Origin of the sequence: Streptosporangium subroseum, from assembly GCF_900188345.1 — a bacterium.
Classification (GTDB): Bacteria; Actinomycetota; Actinomycetes; order Streptosporangiales; family Streptosporangiaceae; genus Streptosporangium; species Streptosporangium subroseum.
Genome location: NZ_FZOD01000111.1, coordinates 1 through 15,434, shown reverse-complemented (window position 1 = coordinate 15,434; position 15,434 = coordinate 1). Strand labels below are relative to the sequence as shown.

Annotated in this window: 15 protein-coding genes and 1 pseudogene; 7 read left to right on the top strand and 9 right to left on the bottom strand. The window is 64.9% G+C overall.

Annotated elements, in window-relative coordinates; genetic code table 11:
* Positions 1-473: pseudogene (locus CHC08_RS46380) on the bottom strand (S1 family peptidase); the annotation flags it as partial.
* A 1,008-nt stretch (positions 474-1,481) separates the two neighbouring features.
* Here CHC08_RS46380 and CHC08_RS46375 point away from each other — a divergent pair.
* Both CHC08_RS46375 and CHC08_RS46370 read left to right on the top strand, forming a co-directional pair.
* On the top strand, positions 1,482-2,969 hold the full coding sequence (locus tag CHC08_RS46375) for a S1 family peptidase (RefSeq protein ID WP_245878993.1): 1,488 nt from the start codon (positions 1,482-1,484) through the stop codon (positions 2,967-2,969).
* Between the two features lie 335 nt (positions 2,970-3,304).
* Positions 3,305-3,715, top strand: a complete 411-nt coding sequence (locus CHC08_RS46370) for a bleomycin resistance protein (RefSeq protein WP_089213746.1) — start codon at positions 3,305-3,307, stop codon at positions 3,713-3,715.
* 8 nt (positions 3,716-3,723) lie between these two features.
* Here CHC08_RS46370 and CHC08_RS46365 read toward each other — a convergent pair whose 3' ends face one another.
* From CHC08_RS46365 to CHC08_RS46355, 3 genes are all read right to left on the bottom strand, one after another.
* Complete coding sequence (locus CHC08_RS46365; RefSeq protein WP_089213741.1) at positions 3,724-4,848, bottom strand: IS630 family transposase; 1,125 nt, start codon at positions 4,846-4,848, stop codon at positions 3,724-3,726.
* A 115-nt stretch (positions 4,849-4,963) separates the two neighbouring features.
* On the bottom strand, positions 4,964-5,593 hold the full coding sequence (locus tag CHC08_RS46360; RefSeq protein WP_089213740.1) for an HNH endonuclease family protein: 630 nt from the start codon (positions 5,591-5,593) through the stop codon (positions 4,964-4,966).
* Positions 5,594-6,283: 690 nt separating this feature from the next.
* Entirely contained in the window at positions 6,284-6,844 is a 561-nt protein-coding gene (locus CHC08_RS46355; RefSeq protein WP_143653675.1) for a hypothetical protein, read from the bottom strand.
* A 241-nt stretch (positions 6,845-7,085) separates the two neighbouring features.
* On the opposite strand from CHC08_RS46355, the gene CHC08_RS46350 reads away from it, so the two are divergent.
* Both CHC08_RS46350 and CHC08_RS46345 read left to right on the top strand, forming a co-directional pair.
* A complete protein-coding gene (locus CHC08_RS46350) occupies positions 7,086-7,424 on the top strand; it encodes a hypothetical protein (protein WP_143653674.1) in 339 nt (112 codons plus the stop codon).
* Between the two features lie 33 nt (positions 7,425-7,457).
* A complete protein-coding gene (locus CHC08_RS46345) occupies positions 7,458-8,078 on the top strand; it encodes a hypothetical protein (protein WP_218825825.1) in 621 nt (206 codons plus the stop codon).
* Here the strand turns inward: CHC08_RS46345 and CHC08_RS46340 are convergent.
* From CHC08_RS46340 to CHC08_RS50375, 3 genes are all read right to left on the bottom strand, one after another.
* Positions 8,059-9,261: a hypothetical protein gene (locus CHC08_RS46340; protein WP_143653673.1), complete on the bottom strand. Its 1,203-nt coding sequence runs from the start codon at positions 9,259-9,261 to the stop codon at positions 8,059-8,061. The genes CHC08_RS46345 and CHC08_RS46340 overlap by 20 nt on opposite strands.
* Positions 9,262-9,270: 9 nt before the next feature.
* Positions 9,271-10,377: an ImmA/IrrE family metallo-endopeptidase gene (locus CHC08_RS46335; RefSeq protein ID WP_218825824.1), complete on the bottom strand. Its 1,107-nt coding sequence runs from the start codon at positions 10,375-10,377 to the stop codon at positions 9,271-9,273.
* A gap of 154 nt (positions 10,378-10,531) precedes the next feature.
* Positions 10,532-10,684: a hypothetical protein gene (locus tag CHC08_RS50375; protein ID WP_179282632.1), complete on the bottom strand. Its 153-nt coding sequence runs from the start codon at positions 10,682-10,684 to the stop codon at positions 10,532-10,534.
* Between the two features lie 272 nt (positions 10,685-10,956).
* On the opposite strand from CHC08_RS50375, the gene CHC08_RS49130 reads away from it, so the two are divergent.
* From CHC08_RS49130 to CHC08_RS49125, 3 genes are all read left to right on the top strand, one after another.
* Positions 10,957-11,475 (top strand): hypothetical protein, encoded by a 519-nt coding sequence (locus CHC08_RS49130; RefSeq protein ID WP_143653672.1) that lies wholly within the window; start codon positions 10,957-10,959, stop codon positions 11,473-11,475.
* 60 nt (positions 11,476-11,535) lie between these two features.
* Positions 11,536-13,001, top strand: a protein-coding gene (locus CHC08_RS46320; RefSeq protein WP_420823619.1) for an IS3 family transposase whose coding sequence is annotated in 2 segments (ribosomal slippage) — positions 11,536-11,875 and positions 11,875-13,001 — 1,467 coding nt in all. Because the reading frame shifts where the segments join, the coding sequence is not laid out codon by codon here.
* A 97-nt stretch (positions 13,002-13,098) separates the two neighbouring features.
* Complete coding sequence (locus tag CHC08_RS49125; RefSeq protein ID WP_143653670.1) at positions 13,099-14,343, top strand: hypothetical protein; 1,245 nt, start codon at positions 13,099-13,101, stop codon at positions 14,341-14,343.
* On the opposite strand, the gene CHC08_RS46315 is transcribed toward CHC08_RS49125, so the two are convergent.
* Together CHC08_RS46315 and CHC08_RS46310 are read right to left on the bottom strand one after the other, a co-directional pair.
* Positions 14,283-14,885 (bottom strand): transposase, encoded by a 603-nt coding sequence (locus CHC08_RS46315; RefSeq protein WP_089213231.1) that lies wholly within the window; start codon positions 14,883-14,885, stop codon positions 14,283-14,285. The genes CHC08_RS49125 and CHC08_RS46315 overlap by 61 nt on opposite strands.
* Positions 14,810-15,352 (bottom strand): helix-turn-helix domain-containing protein, encoded by a 543-nt coding sequence (locus tag CHC08_RS46310; RefSeq protein WP_089213230.1) that lies wholly within the window; start codon positions 15,350-15,352, stop codon positions 14,810-14,812. Before CHC08_RS46310 ends, CHC08_RS46315 begins: the two co-directional genes overlap by 76 nt.
* Between the last annotated feature and the right edge of the window lie 82 nt (positions 15,353-15,434).

Sequence of the window (15,434 nt, the reverse complement as noted above, 5' to 3'; positions counted from 1 at the left end):
ACCCTATTGCTCATCACATCGACATAGCGCACGTACAGCTTGGCACTGGGCGCCCACTGCTTGTCGACTACTTTGAGCATCTCATTGAGGTCTGCCAGCGAATGTTGAACATGCCTGCCCGTGGCGCCCGCGGCGGTGATCAGGGCAAGGTCGGCGGAGTTGGTAGTGGCCACCACGAGAGTCTGCGCGACTGCTCCCTCAAGCCAGGAACCACCGAAGCGGGTACCGAGCTTCGCACGAAGCCCTGCTTCGACCTCTGTCAGGCGAACCTCGTTGAGCAACCGGGTATGGGCCTGCTCCTCGGTGAGATGCAGGTCGCGCTGGAGGGCCTGGATCATGCCCGGCGGCGGTCTCAGACCAGCGACGGCTGTGGTGCCTGTCGCCAGGGGGTGAGCAACGGCCGGAGTGGCCGTCGAGGTAAGGGCGGTGAGCACCAGAACGCATCCCGTCATGGCGGCATGTCTGCGGGGCATACATCTCTCCTCGAAGAAAAAAAAGGGGAGAGTACCCCGCACCACTGGCTGAGCATGCGATGCGAGCAACACCACCCTAATCCCGCCGTTGCCGATCAAGACCACAAAAGCCACACGCCACGCGGAAAGCAGCCTCAGCCAGGTTTGGTGGCATTAAGAGACACATCACCGGCCCTAAACGAGCGAGAAGGCGCACGTCGGCGGCCTGCGTCTAAGAGTCATAGCGGGGAACTCGACCGCGGCGCCCCTGGCGAGCGAGACATGTAGAAAGAGTCGGTCCAAGCCGTTCTTGAGGAACAGGTACGCACCCTATGACGACGCTGTGGACACGCTGGCCACTATGAGGCGGACGACCCGGTGAGACATCCGGTTCTCTATTCCTCTTCCAATAAATGATCTAGGGGAGTCACCAGCACCGGATCGCGTGGACCCGAGAAAATCGGACGAGGATTAACTCAAGAAAATGATTCGACTTGCCGGCCACGTGCTGGTCGGTGATGCGCCCATCGCGCAACGGGTGCGTCGCTCAAAGCCGTAAAGATTTAATGTGATGATCATCGGCCACGGTGAGGATCTCGCGCGGCTGAAGGGCGCAGTTGCGCACAGCAGACGGCGGCCGCGGCCTCGTCACGCTCGTCAGCGAAGGCGACGATCTAGACATCCGCTTAGCCTTCGGCCAGGAAGTGGAGCTGCCTGCCGTGCGGCAGTCGGCGGGGTCGGGGTCGGGGTCGGGGTCGGGGTCGGGGTCGGGGTCGGGGTCGGGGTCGGAAACCACGGTAAGCACCGGGCATACCTTGCCGACCAGCATTAGCGCATCGGCTATGCCTGAGCATCAAACAAGTGCGCCGATCCGCAGCTCTCAATCATTGTTCTGTGTGGCGTGTGGCTTCTGCGGTCTTGATCGATAACGGTGGGAGTAAGGTGATCTTGCCCTCATCCCATGATGAACCGGTGATACGAGGCATTCTCCCCCCTCTTCCCTAGAAAGCCAGAGTTGAGGAGAGGCCAGTGCTCCATAGACATATCGTGATCGCGGAATGCGTTCTGACGATCACCGCTCTTACTTTGATGGTCGCTCCGGCTGCCGCCCGCCCCTTGACGGCCGCTACCACAATTGCCACGGCCGTCCTGAAACCGCCGCCGGGCATGATCAGGGCACTCCAGCGCGACCTCCGTCTTACCGAGGAACAGGCTCGAATCCGCTTGTTCAACGAGCTCCGTCTGGCAAGGGTTGAAGCGGAGCTCCGTGCGAAGCTTGGTGACCGCTTCGGCGGCTCCTGGCTCGTGGGAACCATCGCGCAGACTCTCGTGGTGACCACTACCAACCCCGCCGACCTCCCCCAGATCATCGCCGCGGGCGCCCGGGGCCAGCTCGTTGAGAAGTCACTCACCGAACTCGACCAGACCTTGAAAACCTTCGACGAGGCTTCAACGACGAGCGGAGGGAAAGTCCGCTACATCGACGTGAAGAACAACAGGATCGTCATCCTTACACCAGACCCCTTGAAAGCTGAGGACTTCATCGAGTCTGCGGGCAACTCGAACCTGATACAGGCGGTACCCTCCACTGAGGACCCTAAGATTCTTAACGATATAAAAGGCGGCGACATCTACCGTGTCGGCCCCACGTCTCGCTGCTCGGTAGGTTTCTCCGTGACCAAGCAGGCACAGAGGGGTTTCGTGACCGCCGGCCACTGCGGCGCAGCGGCTGCCTCCGCGACCGACGCCGATTGGACCCCCCTCGGCACCTTCCAGAAGTCGAACTTCCCGGACAGCGACTTCGCCTGGGTCGCGGTGAACGACAACAAGACCCCCAAACCATTAGTAGACAGCAGCACCGGTGGGATGATTAACGTCGCCGGTTCCCGGGAAGCCCTCGTAGGCGCGTCGGTCTGCCGATCTGGCGCGGCAAGCGGCTGGTACTGCGGCACCATCTTGCAGCGCAACACCAGCGTCGCCTACGTCCAGGGCACCGTCCACGGGCTGGTCCGGACCGATGTCTGCGCCGAGGAGGGTGACTCCGGCGGTCCCTTCATCTCGGTGGACCAGGCCCAGGGGGTCACCTCCGGCGGCTCTGGCAACTGCGAACTCGGGGGCGTCACCTACTTCCAGCCGATCGATGAGATCCTCACGAACTATGAGCTGACCTTGCTGACCATCGACAACCCACAGCCTTCCTGCACCGACTACCTGAAAACTGTCACTGGCACGCTGACCAACGGTGAGTCTGTCTACCGGCCGAACAACAGTTCCTACCGGTCGACTATCAATGGCGTTCACTCCGCCTGCCTGGATGTCGACGGCGTCGATCTCGATCTCGATCTCGATCTCGAGTTGCAGAAACGGGAGGGCAAGAACTGGGTCACTGTAGCCACCTCCGATCGTCTGAACCCCGACGAGAAGATCAGCTACACCGGCGCACCCGGCGACTATCGCTACCGTGTGACTTCTTCCAACGGCATCGGCTCCTACACCCTGAAGTACAAGACACCGTAAGCCGCATCGGGTCCATGCTTCCTGCCACCCCGATCGCTTCCATAGCTAGTCGGGGTGGCGACGCCCTGGCCCCTGGGTCGCCCGCTCCGCGGGGCGAAAGCCTGGACTCCCGGGCTCCGGTGGCCGCCCGCACTGTATGGGCAGCCACCGGACGTGGCCTTCATTGGGCGCAGGTTGGTGGCCGGCGCGGGTGGAGATTTTCCGTTGCCTCGGGGCTGTGGTCGAGGCTAGTGCTGTGACCGGAAACGATCACCGGGTCGATGGGGCTCCCCGAAAGCCCCATGGCACGACGATGAGATTTGCTGGAGTATTCGGGGAGCTGCCAGAGTGACGAAGTGTCTCGACTTGTTCCTGAACTGATCTGCTCCAACATCCAGGCCAGCCTGGCCTTCTACCGCCTGCTGGGCTTCAAGATTCGCTATGAGCGTCCCCAGGAGCGATTTGCTTACCTAGAACGTGGTGGGGCGGACCTGATGCTGGAGCAGCCGTTGAGCCGGGACCGTCTCTACCCGCGCGCGGAGCTGGACTACCCCTACGGGCGTGGGATCAACCTCACCGTCGAAGTGGATGACGTAGACCAGATTCACACCACGCTGCTTGCTGCCGGCTACGAGATGTGGCTGCCGTTGGAAGAGCGCTGGTACGAGCGCACCGTCGACGCCGTGGGCGTGCGCCAGTTCGCGGTGCAGGACCCGGACGGCTACCTACTGCGCATCTCTCAACACCTGGGGACCCGCCCTCGATAACCACCACGTCATGCCGCGGCTTCAGCACGGGCGCGACCTTCCCAGCGGATGCCTTTCTCGCTTCGGATGCGGGCGCGTTCGCGGCGTTGGGCGGTCAGCACGTCGGGGTGGCGGGCGTGGGCGTTGCGCCAGCGGAGGTAAGCGTGCAGGGCACGGGTCTGGACGGTGTGGTTGGGGTGGTCGGAGTTGGCCAGGGTGAACTGGCGCAAGGGTCCGAAGTGGGCCTCGATCGGGTTGGCCCAGGAGGCGTAGGTCGGGGTGAACAACAGCCTGACCTTGTGTTTCTTGGCCCAGGCGCGGATACGCCGGTTCTTGTGCGCCGACAGGTTGTCCAGGATCACATAGATCGGCGCGCCGTCTGGCCGGGCGGCGCGGATCGACTTCAGGGCGGCCCAGGTGGGGGCGCTGCCCTTGCGCCGGTGGTTGACGCCCCACAGCAGGTCATCGCCGACGGAGTAGCAACCGTGGAAGTAGGTGACGCCGTGGGTGCGGTGGTAGGTGGCCGGCAGCCGATCCGGCTCACCCTGCGGGGCCCATCCCGAACCGGCGGTGGGGCGGATGCCGAGCGGCCCGAACTCGTCGAGGGCGAAGGTGCGCTCGGGCCGCTGGATCAGGGCGTACTCGATCTCGTCGAGTTTGGTCTCGAAGTCCGGGTCCGGAGACTCTTTCCAGGTCTTGGTGCGCTGGAAGGTGATCCCGCGGCGGGCCAGCAGGGTGCGTAACGCCTCCCTGCCCAAGGTGAAAGTGCGGCCGGGTAGGCGGCGCAGGTAGTCCAGCAGTTTGCGGATGGACCAGCGGGTGAAGGGCTGGCCGAGCGTGGCAGGCCGGGTGGTGGCCGTCGCCGCAACGAAGTCTTCGTCCTCAGGACTCAGCAGGCGGGGACGGCCTCCCGCCCACTGAGGGTCCAGGCAGGCCAGCCCGATCTCGTTGAAGCGATGGATGACATCGCGCACGGTGTCCTCATCGGCCTGCACCAGGCGCGCGATCACCGGCACCGTGTTGCCGCCGGCCGAGGCCAGCAGGATCATCGCCCGCCGATATCGCACCGTGCTCATCGTGCCGCGCCGCACGATGCGCTGCAGCTTCTGCCCCTCTTGGTTCGTGAGCCTGCGGACCTTGACCGGCTGCGTCACCCTGCCTCCCAAACGCTGATCGAACCTGATCAGTCAATCAAACCGGCGGGGGTCCTACACGCCAACCCGGTGATCGTTTCTGGTCACAGCACTAGCCGGACGAGAAGCGTGGGTGTCAGCAGGCGGCGAGCATGCTCTGCAGGGCGCTCTTCTCCGCGGACTGCAGGCTCAGGCCCCAGTTGGACTTGACGCCGATCCACGCCCTGGCGTAGGTGCAGCGGAACGAGGCCACCGACGGCTTCCAGGTGCTGGGGTCCTGGTCGCCCTTGCTCTGGTTGACGTTGTCGGTGACCGCCCACAGCTGGCCGTCGTTGAGAGAGTTGGCGAAGGACTGCCGCTTGGCGGTGGTCCAGGCCCAGGCGCCCGAGCGCCACGCCTCGGCCAGCGGCACCATGTGGTCGATGTCGACGTCACTCGCGGCACTCCAGGTGGCGCCGTCGTACGGGCTGAACCACCTGCCGCTGGTGGCGGCGCAACTGCTGTTGACCACGACGTTGGTGCCGTCGCGCTTGAGCACCTGCTCGCGGGTGTTACACGCTCCCAAGACGGTGATCCAGTGCGGGAAGAGGTCTCGGTTGTAGGTACTGGCGTGGGACTCGACCGCCACGGTCAGGGCGGCCAGGCGGGAGGCGGCGGTGCTCGCCGACGGGATGCCGGGCGGGGTGGCCTCCGCAGTGCCGGCGCTCAGGGAGAGAGCGAGGATCGCTGCCAGGGCGGCGGAGAGGACGGTGACGACGCGGCGCATGCGAGCACATCTCTTCTGTCCGCGACCTCGGCCAGGAAGAGAAGTTCCTGGCAAGGGGGCGAGGCGGGGACAGATGGACCATCGCAAGGCAGCGTGCGCGAACAAACAGCAGCGCTTGACGATCAGTCAGGGTCTAGTTGGGCGAATCTTGCCGCTCTTTCAGGAAGCGGCGCGGTTGATCTGCGCTGATGTGCTGATCGCATCATGCGGGCCGGGCGTCAGGAGGCCGAACGGGCCGTGAAGGTTCCGCAAATGGTGCTCATCTACACCAATTGCCCCACCGTGTGACTCCGATCCGATGAGAAAGGACACCCGACGAGCCCGCCGAAGTTCTGGCCGCGACGAACAAGGTGCTGGAGAAGAGCAACCGGGCTCTGGAGCAGACGGACCCCTCGGGCGCTGTGATCGCGGTGCGGGCGATGTCGGCTCACTGCTCATCACCGAGCCGTCTCACATAATTAGCATTGTGTGAGGTGGGTGCGGGCTGCAACCGGCACCAATCGAACGGGCCTACACCGGCCTACTCGATGCTTTCCCTCGTCGGGGCGCGGCCGGAGGCGAACGACCGTCTCGAAACCCGTCCCAAAACGCTCTCTCCGGGAAATGGCGTTCCAGGATGGTTTTCGAGACAGCGGGTCTTCGGGGATGCTGAGTACAGCAAGTAGCGGTAGGACTCTCCGAGATGCGGTGTTACTGATCCGGTTCCGAGCGAGTGATGACGCGTAGGGCGAGGTCATGTAGTTCGGCCAGTTCCTCGGGGGTGGCGTAGGCGGTGCCAGTCATATCGGCCATCTTGAGTTCCTGGCGAGCCTGTCGCCACGGCATCGACTCACCGTCTTGCTCGTGCAGCGGCGCGACGTAGCGGTTGAGCGGAGCCGGTACCGGGCGGCCAAACCCGCCCAACAGGTAGTAGGTCATCATGGCGGCGCGCTCCAGAACCGGATCGTCGCTGAGTGGCTCAACGACCACCAATGTGATCATTCCGCGGTCGCGTCGTAGCTGCAGAATCTGGCCAGTGACCGGGTCCATCGCCTGCCACCCATCCGGCAGGTCGCGAACGGCCGACAGCAGAGAGCCGATCATCACATCCTGAGTCCTTAGGCCGGGGCTACGTCGCGGCCGGAACAGCGCCGTCACGCCTGCTCCCAGTAAAAAGGCGCCAACGACGATAGGTAGGGGACTGATCATGATGGTCCCGGCACCGAAACCCACACCGTTGGCAATCAAGGCCAGAGCCACCGCGATCACCACGCAGGCCATAATCCGGCGCCGACTCACAACATCGTCGATCGTCGACTGGTCAGCCTGGCACCGCCGACGATAGGGGCATCAGCCTTCATACGCGCAGGGTCTCACCATCTGCAGCACAGTCAAGACATCACCGACGAAGGAAGCGATACCACCTTCGGTGGACTTCTGGTGCACCCCGCTCATACTCGTAATCCACTACACACTATTGAAATTTATTTTTCGCAAATACATAATCATGGGTATGCGGCAGCCAGCCCGTGCAGTACGGCAGGACGTGTCAGTCCTTCTTCTGGGCAACCGGCACAAGCTAGCCCTGGTGACAGCCTTAGCGATGACCCGAGACGGCCAGGTCAGCCTGAGTGAGCTGGCCGTTGCTCATGGGGTGTCGACGGCGGTTTACTACCCGCCGCTCAAAGATCTCATCGCGCTGGGGCTGGTCCGACAAGCAGAGGTTCTTGCCGGGCAGCGACGGCGCTGGTACGAGCGGTGCGGGGATCCGCGAGTGTGGAAAGGGCTGCGCGCGCTGGTGCGGGCCCTGGAGGATTTCTCGCCTCCCGCCAATTCGCACGACCCCGAATGAGGCACGGGCATCGCACTAGGGAAGGGTGAAGGTATGGCGGTCACGATGCAGGTACCTATGGATGTGGTTTCGGCTGCTGCCCGGAGACCAGGTGGCCTGGTGCCGGCGGACTCACAGACCGCGCTGGTGAACATACTGGGATCGCAGACGCTGATCGCCTACCGCGTCGATGAACGGGAGCGCCGCCGACGCGCCTGCGCCCGCGCGGAGGCGCTCCTCCGTCCTGAAGTGCTGGAATTGCTGATGAGCTTGCCGCTGGAGGAGCCGGTAGCGGTCTCCTCGCTGAATCCCGCGGAGCGCCGCACCCTGGCCAAGATCCCGCTCGGAGCGGTGAGCCGGCACGGGGAAGCGGTAGTGCGGCGCGCGGTGCAGCCCATCAGGGTGGATCTTGCTGTGGTTCCCGGCCGGGGATGGGAGTCGGCGCTGGAGAGGGCCGGCCGGTTTGCACCGTTTTGCGCGCGCGCGATTTTGGTGGAGGGCCCGCTGCGCCGCCCGCAGGAGGCCATGGTGCAGACGGACTTCTACGGCATCGGCTTACTGCTCGCCCGGAAAGGTGCGGTGGAGGTTGTGGTGCCGCCGCGGCCGTTTGTGCGCAAGCGGTTCACGGCCGCGAGCTGGCAGTTCACCGAAGAGATCAACCAGCAGCTGAACTGACCCCTCGCGGACCGCCCTCGGCGGGAGCGGGCGTGTCATCCCCGGTGGGGAGACTGGCCCAGGCCTTCAGAGCCGGGGGAGCTTGGAACGCGCGAGGTTGCTCGATCCTCACGTTCTCCAGCTCATAGCGACCCACCGCGTGCGCACACCGGTCACGCCACAGCTGACGACGCTCGGCCGCCGAGCTGCACGCGGCCAGCTCGTTCACCCAGGCACCCCAGGTGTAGGCGTTGTGATCCTCGGACTCGATCCGGGTCGGCCCATCGGGAGTGTTGAAACGGTCCAAACCGCGTCCCTGGCATGCCGGGCAGTCGCACCGGACGGGTTCGGCGTTGGCATACCGGTTCGCCAATGTCGGCCCCCAGGAAAAGCGCATCAGATTGGGCAGCAGCACCGAAGGGAACTGGGCGCCGCCGCCGTTCTGGGCGGTCTGCGGTCGTTCCCCCGCCGGCACGGCGTGCCGGATGGAGCTGTCCGCACCGATCCCAGCGAACAGCGCTCCGTAGGTCATGGCGTCCAGGGCGGCGAGGTCGGTGCGCAAAAGCGCGATGTGTTCGACTTCTGATACCAGGCGCCGCAGGTTGGCCGGGGCCTCCTTGAAGGCTTTCAGCGGGTCGAACTGGCGGGTCAGGATGACGGCCTTGGGCTGGCGGATCTCCGTACAGGCGGCGATGAACTGGGCGATGTGCTCAGGGTTGAGCCAGGCGATGTCGACGGGCAAGACGACGACCACGTCGTCTCGCTCGATCTGCTTGGCGGCGCGCATGACCGCCTTGAGGACCTTGGAGGCGGCCGGCGGGATGTAACCGGTCGGGGTCAGCGCCACATCGGCGCCGCGGTGCAGCTGGAACGTCAGGCAGTTGTCCAGGTCGTTGAAGAGGCTGTCCTGCGGCAGCAGGAAGGGCTCGTCGGGGGTGGCCGTGTGTGTCATGTAGGCGGCGCTGTCGATCAGCAGAACCCCGCGGTAGCCGGCCTCGCGTAGCTGGGAGGCGCGCTCGTCGGCCTTCTTGCCGGTCATCACCACGCCGCTCAGCTTGGCGTCGACGCAGTCGCGCAGGCGCGGGAGGAAGCGGGCGTTTTCCTGGTACAGCACCCGTCCGGCAAGCAGTTGCGCCGTTGTCGGCCGTGCGCCGACAGCGGGGGCCTCAGAAAGACGCGGACCCGGGATCGTAGGGTCGATCATCAGCTCACCTCAGAGACATGCCGAAAGCGGGGAGCTTTCGGGCAGGGATGAAGCACACCGGTAGATCTCGTCGAACTCATCAGGGGTCAAGCCGGCCACGTGAGCCGCCCGAGCGGGGCTGAGGCCGTAGTGCTGCTGCAACCGGGTGACGACGCGGGCCATGCCCTGCGGCGTCTCTCGGGGGACCATTCCAGGTTCTGTCGTGCGGTACCCCAATGCCGACATCTCCACCATGATATTGCGGTACTGCCAATCGGATATCACGCTCAGCGTCAGCGCCCGGCGGACCAAAGCGGCCATGGACACGCCCCAGCGTCCCTTGAGCTCCAGCAGACGTGCCAGATCGACGCCTTTCTTCAGATCCGCGGTGATGTCCTCATACGGCATGAGGAACTCCGCGGCGAAACGATCGGCCTGATCTTCCTGCTCCCGGCCCGAGCCCGGCTCGGTGTGCATGACGACATGGCCGAGTTCGTGGGCGAGGCTGAAGCGGAAACGATCCGGCGGTGCGGTGGAGTTGAGCAGGAATAGGGGAGGTTCACCCGCCGACCACTGACTCACCGCGTCGAGCTCACCCGTACCCAGATCTCGCGCCAAGACCAGCGCTCCGGCGTGCTCCACCAAGGCGACCAGGTCAGGAACGGGGCCTGGCGGCATACGCCAGTCCTCACGCAACTGGTCGGCGGCATCCGGCGGCGTGTCCAGCTCGTTGATAGGGATGTGGTGGAAGCGGTGATCGCCGGGTAGGTCGGCGGCACGCGTCAGTGCTTTGGTCTGCATCCGACTGAGGGCCAGGATCGCGTGAATACGGCGAAGCCCGGTCGTGCCCATCGACGCGCGCTTGCGATGGTGCACCAACCCGATGCCCACCCCGTGAACCTCAGCGGTGGAACACAGCAGCTCGGGCGTGTAGCGCAGCGCGGCCGCGAACAGCAGCAGCCGCTCACCCGTGACGGCCAGGCGGCCTGCCTCGGCGCGGCTCACGTATCCCTGAGAGATCCGCGCATCGATGTCCACGCGAGACATCGCCTCAGCCACATCGACCTGCGTCCAGCCCCGCGATTCACGGGCCAGGACAAGCATGTCCGGCTCTGCCGTCATCTCCTCGACCGGCACACGCTCACCCCCCAGTCCGCATCACCCCCGAAGTATAGCGCACAGAAATTCACGAAAAGATGCCTCGAAATATTCCGGCCAGTATTCATCGTAGATCCGCTGGCCGGTTTTCCTCTTTGGCAACCCCGACCGGTCACTGGGGAGACGATCTCGGTTACCGGCGGAGCTTCGGTGGTTCGGGCCGGTCGGTGGCCCAGCGCAGTAGCCGGAAGGCGCGCTCACTCAGGCGATCAGAGCCGAACAATGCCGTTCCCATGATGGTGATGCCGGAGGTTGCCTGCAGGCTGGCAATGACCGCGCTGAGCATGGGATGTACAACCCATGCGACAGCGGGCGCGCCCACAGCGGCGGCGGTAATGGCGGCTAGGCGGCCGTAGCGCGTCTTCGTCCCTGACATGTCTCGATCTCATTGGTCAGGGACCCGTGGCGTCTCGATGCGAAGGCCACCTTGGGTAATCCGGGGTGGCCTCAAATCACCTCCACATGTTGGGGATGGTGACGAGATCGTCTTTTTCGCCCGTGATCTTCTGACGTGTCTTTAGGCTGGGGGCCCAGATTCGTGACATCGAGTAGATCATCATGAGGGAAGAGATCGGGTTGGTGGTAGGGCAAGAGTTCTCGCCTGCAGATGGTTGGCAGGTCTTCATCGGCTACCTCCAACAGGCGTGCGAGGTGGCCTGGAACCCTTCCGCTGCGTGGCTGTCTCGCCGCTCCGGCATCCCGAAGAGCACAGTGGAGAATTTGGTCGGTGGCCGACGCAAACGGCTGCCGGACTGGAATTCTCAGGTTGAGCCGCTGTTGCAGGCTTACCGTCACAAGGTAGAAGAAGATGGGCGAGGGGATCCCGACGCGGTACTGGGCGGCTTGACGGCTTGGAAACAGGCCTATGACGATGCGCAGACCCACCGGCAGCCCAGTTGCCCCTTACCGTCCTTCACCACACGACCGGCCGAGCGGCGGGATGCGCGGAAAGAGAATCCCCCGTGCGAAGGCCGAGTGGATGAGCGCAGGATAGGGCGGCCGATCGCGCAGTTGCGGCCGCTCAATTTGGAAGTGCACCCGGCGATCGATGTCGGTGCACCCTCCCTGCCAAAATAGACAGAGGTAACAAATAGGCATAAAACTCTGTACCGAGGGTGGGGAAGGAGACATCCCTTCGTGGGAGCACAGAAATCGGATCCGGAGATCCCTGACCCGCAGGTGCGCGAGCGGGCCGTGACCCGCCGATACACCGCGGCGTACAAGGCCCGGATCCTGGAGGAATACGACCAGCTCGACAAGGCCGGCAAGGGCGCGCTGATGCGCCGCGAGGGGCTGTACTCCTCGTTGATCTCGGGATGGCGGACCCAGCGCGACGCGGGCGCCGAGCAGGCACTGGCCCGTCCGGTCGGCCGCCCGAAGGCCGATCCGCGCGACAAGAAGATCGACACGCTGGAGGGCGAGGTCGAGCGGCTGCGTGCCGAACTCGACAAAACCCGCCAGGTGATCGAGGTGCAGGGAAAGCTCTTCGCGCTGCTGGATCAGCTCGCCACCAGCAGCGAGACAACGATGGGGCGAGACGAGCGGTGACCGAGATCATCGAAGCCGCTCAGAGCGAGGCGATCGAGGAGCTCACCCCGCTGCTCGGGCGGCGCAACGCGTGCGCGGCGGCCGGGATACCGCAGGCCAACTGGTATCGCAAGCACCGCACAAGCCCCGCTCCAGCCCGGCCACTCAGCCCGCGCAAGCCGCACCCATCAGCGCTGTCGCCCGGCGAGCGCGAGCGCATCCGCACCGTGCTCAACGAGCGGTTCGCCGACGCGGCCCCGGCCACGGCGTACTTCACGCTGCTGGATGAGGGCACCTACCTGGCGTCCGAATCCACGATGTACCGGATTCTGCGTGAGCACGGCGAGGTCGGCCGTGATCGGCGCCGTCAGGCCACCCACCCGCCCAAGACCATCCCTGAGCTGTTCGCCGAGGCGCCCAACCGGGTCTGGGCCTGGGACATCACCAAGCTACGCGGCCCGGACAGGGGCATCTGGTATCACCTGTACACGATCATCGACATCTACAGCCGCTACGTGGTCGGCTGGATGGTCGCCTCGCGCGAATCGGCCACGCTGGCCAAACGACTGATCGCTCACAGCGCCGTCAACCAGAAGGTCAACCGCAACACCTTGACCCTGCACGCAGACCGGGGCTCGTCGATGACGTCCAAAACCGTCGCCGAACTGCTCATCGACCTGGGCGTGGCCAAGTCTCACAGCCGCCCCAAGACCTCCAACGACAACCCGCACATCGAGGCGAGCTTCAAGACGCTCAAGTACTGCCCGGCCTTCCCGGGCCGCTTCGGCTCGATCGAGGACGCCCGTACCTTCTGCCAGGAGTTCTACACCTGGTACAACCACGAGCACTACCACTCCGGGATCGGTCACCATCATCCGGTCGACGTCCACCACGGCCGGGCCGGCACCGTCCACGACCGGCGCGGCCAGGTCCTGGCCACCGCACAAGCCACCCACCCTCAGCGCTTCGCCAGCGGCGGCACTCCCACCCCGCCCGCACTGCCCGGCCCGGCGTGGATCAACAAGCCCAAGACCGACGAGCCGAGGGACACACCAGAGAAGCCGATACAGAATTAGCCCAGCTCAACTGCCTCGATCAAATTGACAGGTTCCGGCAGCCGCCGCCGGACTCGACGAATTGCCCGCCTACGTACGCCGGACCCACGATATCGCCTTGGCCGAAGCGGTGGCCGCTGTCCAAGCCGGCGTGAGCCGGATGATGGTGCTCGTCGGTGAATCCTCCACCGGCAAGACTCGCGCCTGTTGGGAAGCGGTGCGCGGCCTGAGCGAGCCCTGGCGACTATGGCATCCAATCAACCCCGGACGGCCTGAGGCCGCCCTGGCCGATCTGAAGACCATCGGTCCGTACACCGTGGTGTGGCTCAATGAGGCCCAGCACTACTTGCTCACCGCCACCAGTACACAGGGAGAACAGATCGCCGCCGAGTTGCGCGAGCTAATGACCGCTCCCGAGCGGGGGCCAGTACTGGTGCTAGGTACGTTGTGGTCGCAGTACTGGAACATTCTCACCGCTGTCCCCACCCCTGGATCCTCTGATTCACATTCGCAGGCTCGTGAACTACTCAAAGATGTCAGTCGTCGCATCCCGGACGCCTTCACCGGTATTGACCTTGCCACGGCCACGGCTGGCGCACGAAAAGACCCACGGCTAGCCGAAGCATTGCGTCATGCGTCATCGGGGGCGCTGACTCATTATCTGGCTGGCGGACCCGCGTTGATTGAGCGTTACGACAAAGCAACCACTGCGGCCCGGGCAGTAGTACATGCGGCGATGGACGCCCGCCGGCTCGGGCACAGCGCCACCCTGTCGCGCCTAATGCTGGAGCAGGCCGCCGCCGGATATCTCAGCGACGAACAGTGGGACCTATTGGGCGACGATTGGCTGGAACAGGCCTTCGCCTACCTGACCGATCCGCTGCCATGCAGAGGAGCCCGCGCCCCACTGACCCGTCTCAAGCCTCGCCCTGGCACTACTTTCGCCGCGGCACCGCAGGCCGGAGGCGAGCCGTCCTACCGGCTGGCCGACTATCTGGAGCAACACGGCACCCAAACCCGCCGCTTGGTATACCCCCCGGACGGATTTTGGAACGCCGTCACCCACCACGCCGCCACTCCGAACGATCACATCGCCCTTGCTCAGGCCGCATCCGATCGGGGCCGTTACCGTCATGCTTTCGCTTTGTGGGAACTCGCCGCCGACGTCGGTAACAGCGATGCGCTGCACGCCTTAGCCCGAATGCGGGAGAAGGCGGGCGACCTCGAGGGGGCTGAGCGACTAGCCTGCGCAGCCGCAGCGGTCGGCAACACCAACGCGCTACTGATTAAGAAGGTCTGGGGTTATGGCGGTTCGAGGCTCAGGCCGGTCTCGGCGATGAACGCGTTGAGCAAGTCGGGCTGATACTGCAAGCACTTGAGGTGGCTTTTCAGGAGCACCGCGAGTGCGTCAACGCCGTGGACGGCAAGGTTGTAGATCTTGCCCTTGAGATTGGCCCAGATCCCTTCGGCGGGATTAAGTTCCGGGGCGTACGGCGGCAGCCGGTAGACCAGCAGCCAGTCGGCGCGCGCGGCGATCCAGGCCCGCATCGGGGCACTGACATGCGCCGGAAGATTATCCCAGACCACCATGATCGGGCCGTGGAGCTGCTGGTGGACGTCGGTAAGCAGGGCCGCGAAGTCAGCCGAGCCGAAGCCCTTCGGCTCGTATTTACGGCCGTGATAGACAGTCGTCCGGTAGATCAGCCGGGTCCGCTGCCCCGGCTTAACGCACAGCAATCCGGCGATCGAGACCCGGCCTGTTCCGCGCCCCGGTACGGCCACGATCGGAGTGTGACCGCGCCGTGCCCAGCTGCGGCCCTTGGGCGGCCTCAGACTTTGGCCCGATTCGTCGCAGAAGACGATCCAGGCGCCCCAGGCCGCCGCGGTCCTTTTAACGCCGACCACCGCCAGCCCCGCCACGCGGTGATCTGCTCCTCATTTCGCTCGGTGGCCCGATGCACGGGCACCTGCGCCGACCAGCCCCGCCCGCGCAGCAGATAGGCCACCCCACGCGCCGTATACGACACCCGAAACACCTCCTTGATCACCGCGGCGATCCGAGGCAGCGTCCAGCGCTGATCGCTCCAGCCGTGCGCGGCCGGGCCCCGCTCCAGTTCCCATTCCAGTCGCTCGAGCTGATCAGCAGACAGCCGGCACACGTTCCCGCCCGGACCTTTGGACGCCAGCGCGGCTTTGCCGCCGGCTTCCCAGGCCCGGCGCCACGCACACGCCGATTTGCGGGTGATGCTCAACTCCCGCGCTACCTGCGGCGCGCTCATCCCGCCGGCGAACATGTCCGCGGCTACGAACCGAAGCCGCTCCCGTTCAGCGCGGGCCCACATCGACAGGCCCCCGCGATCCGAATACCTCATATTCCAGGTCTACAACCCACGCGAATATGCCGCTCAGCCGGCAACCCAGATGCGCGTGACCTCAGACCTTCTTGATCAGTAC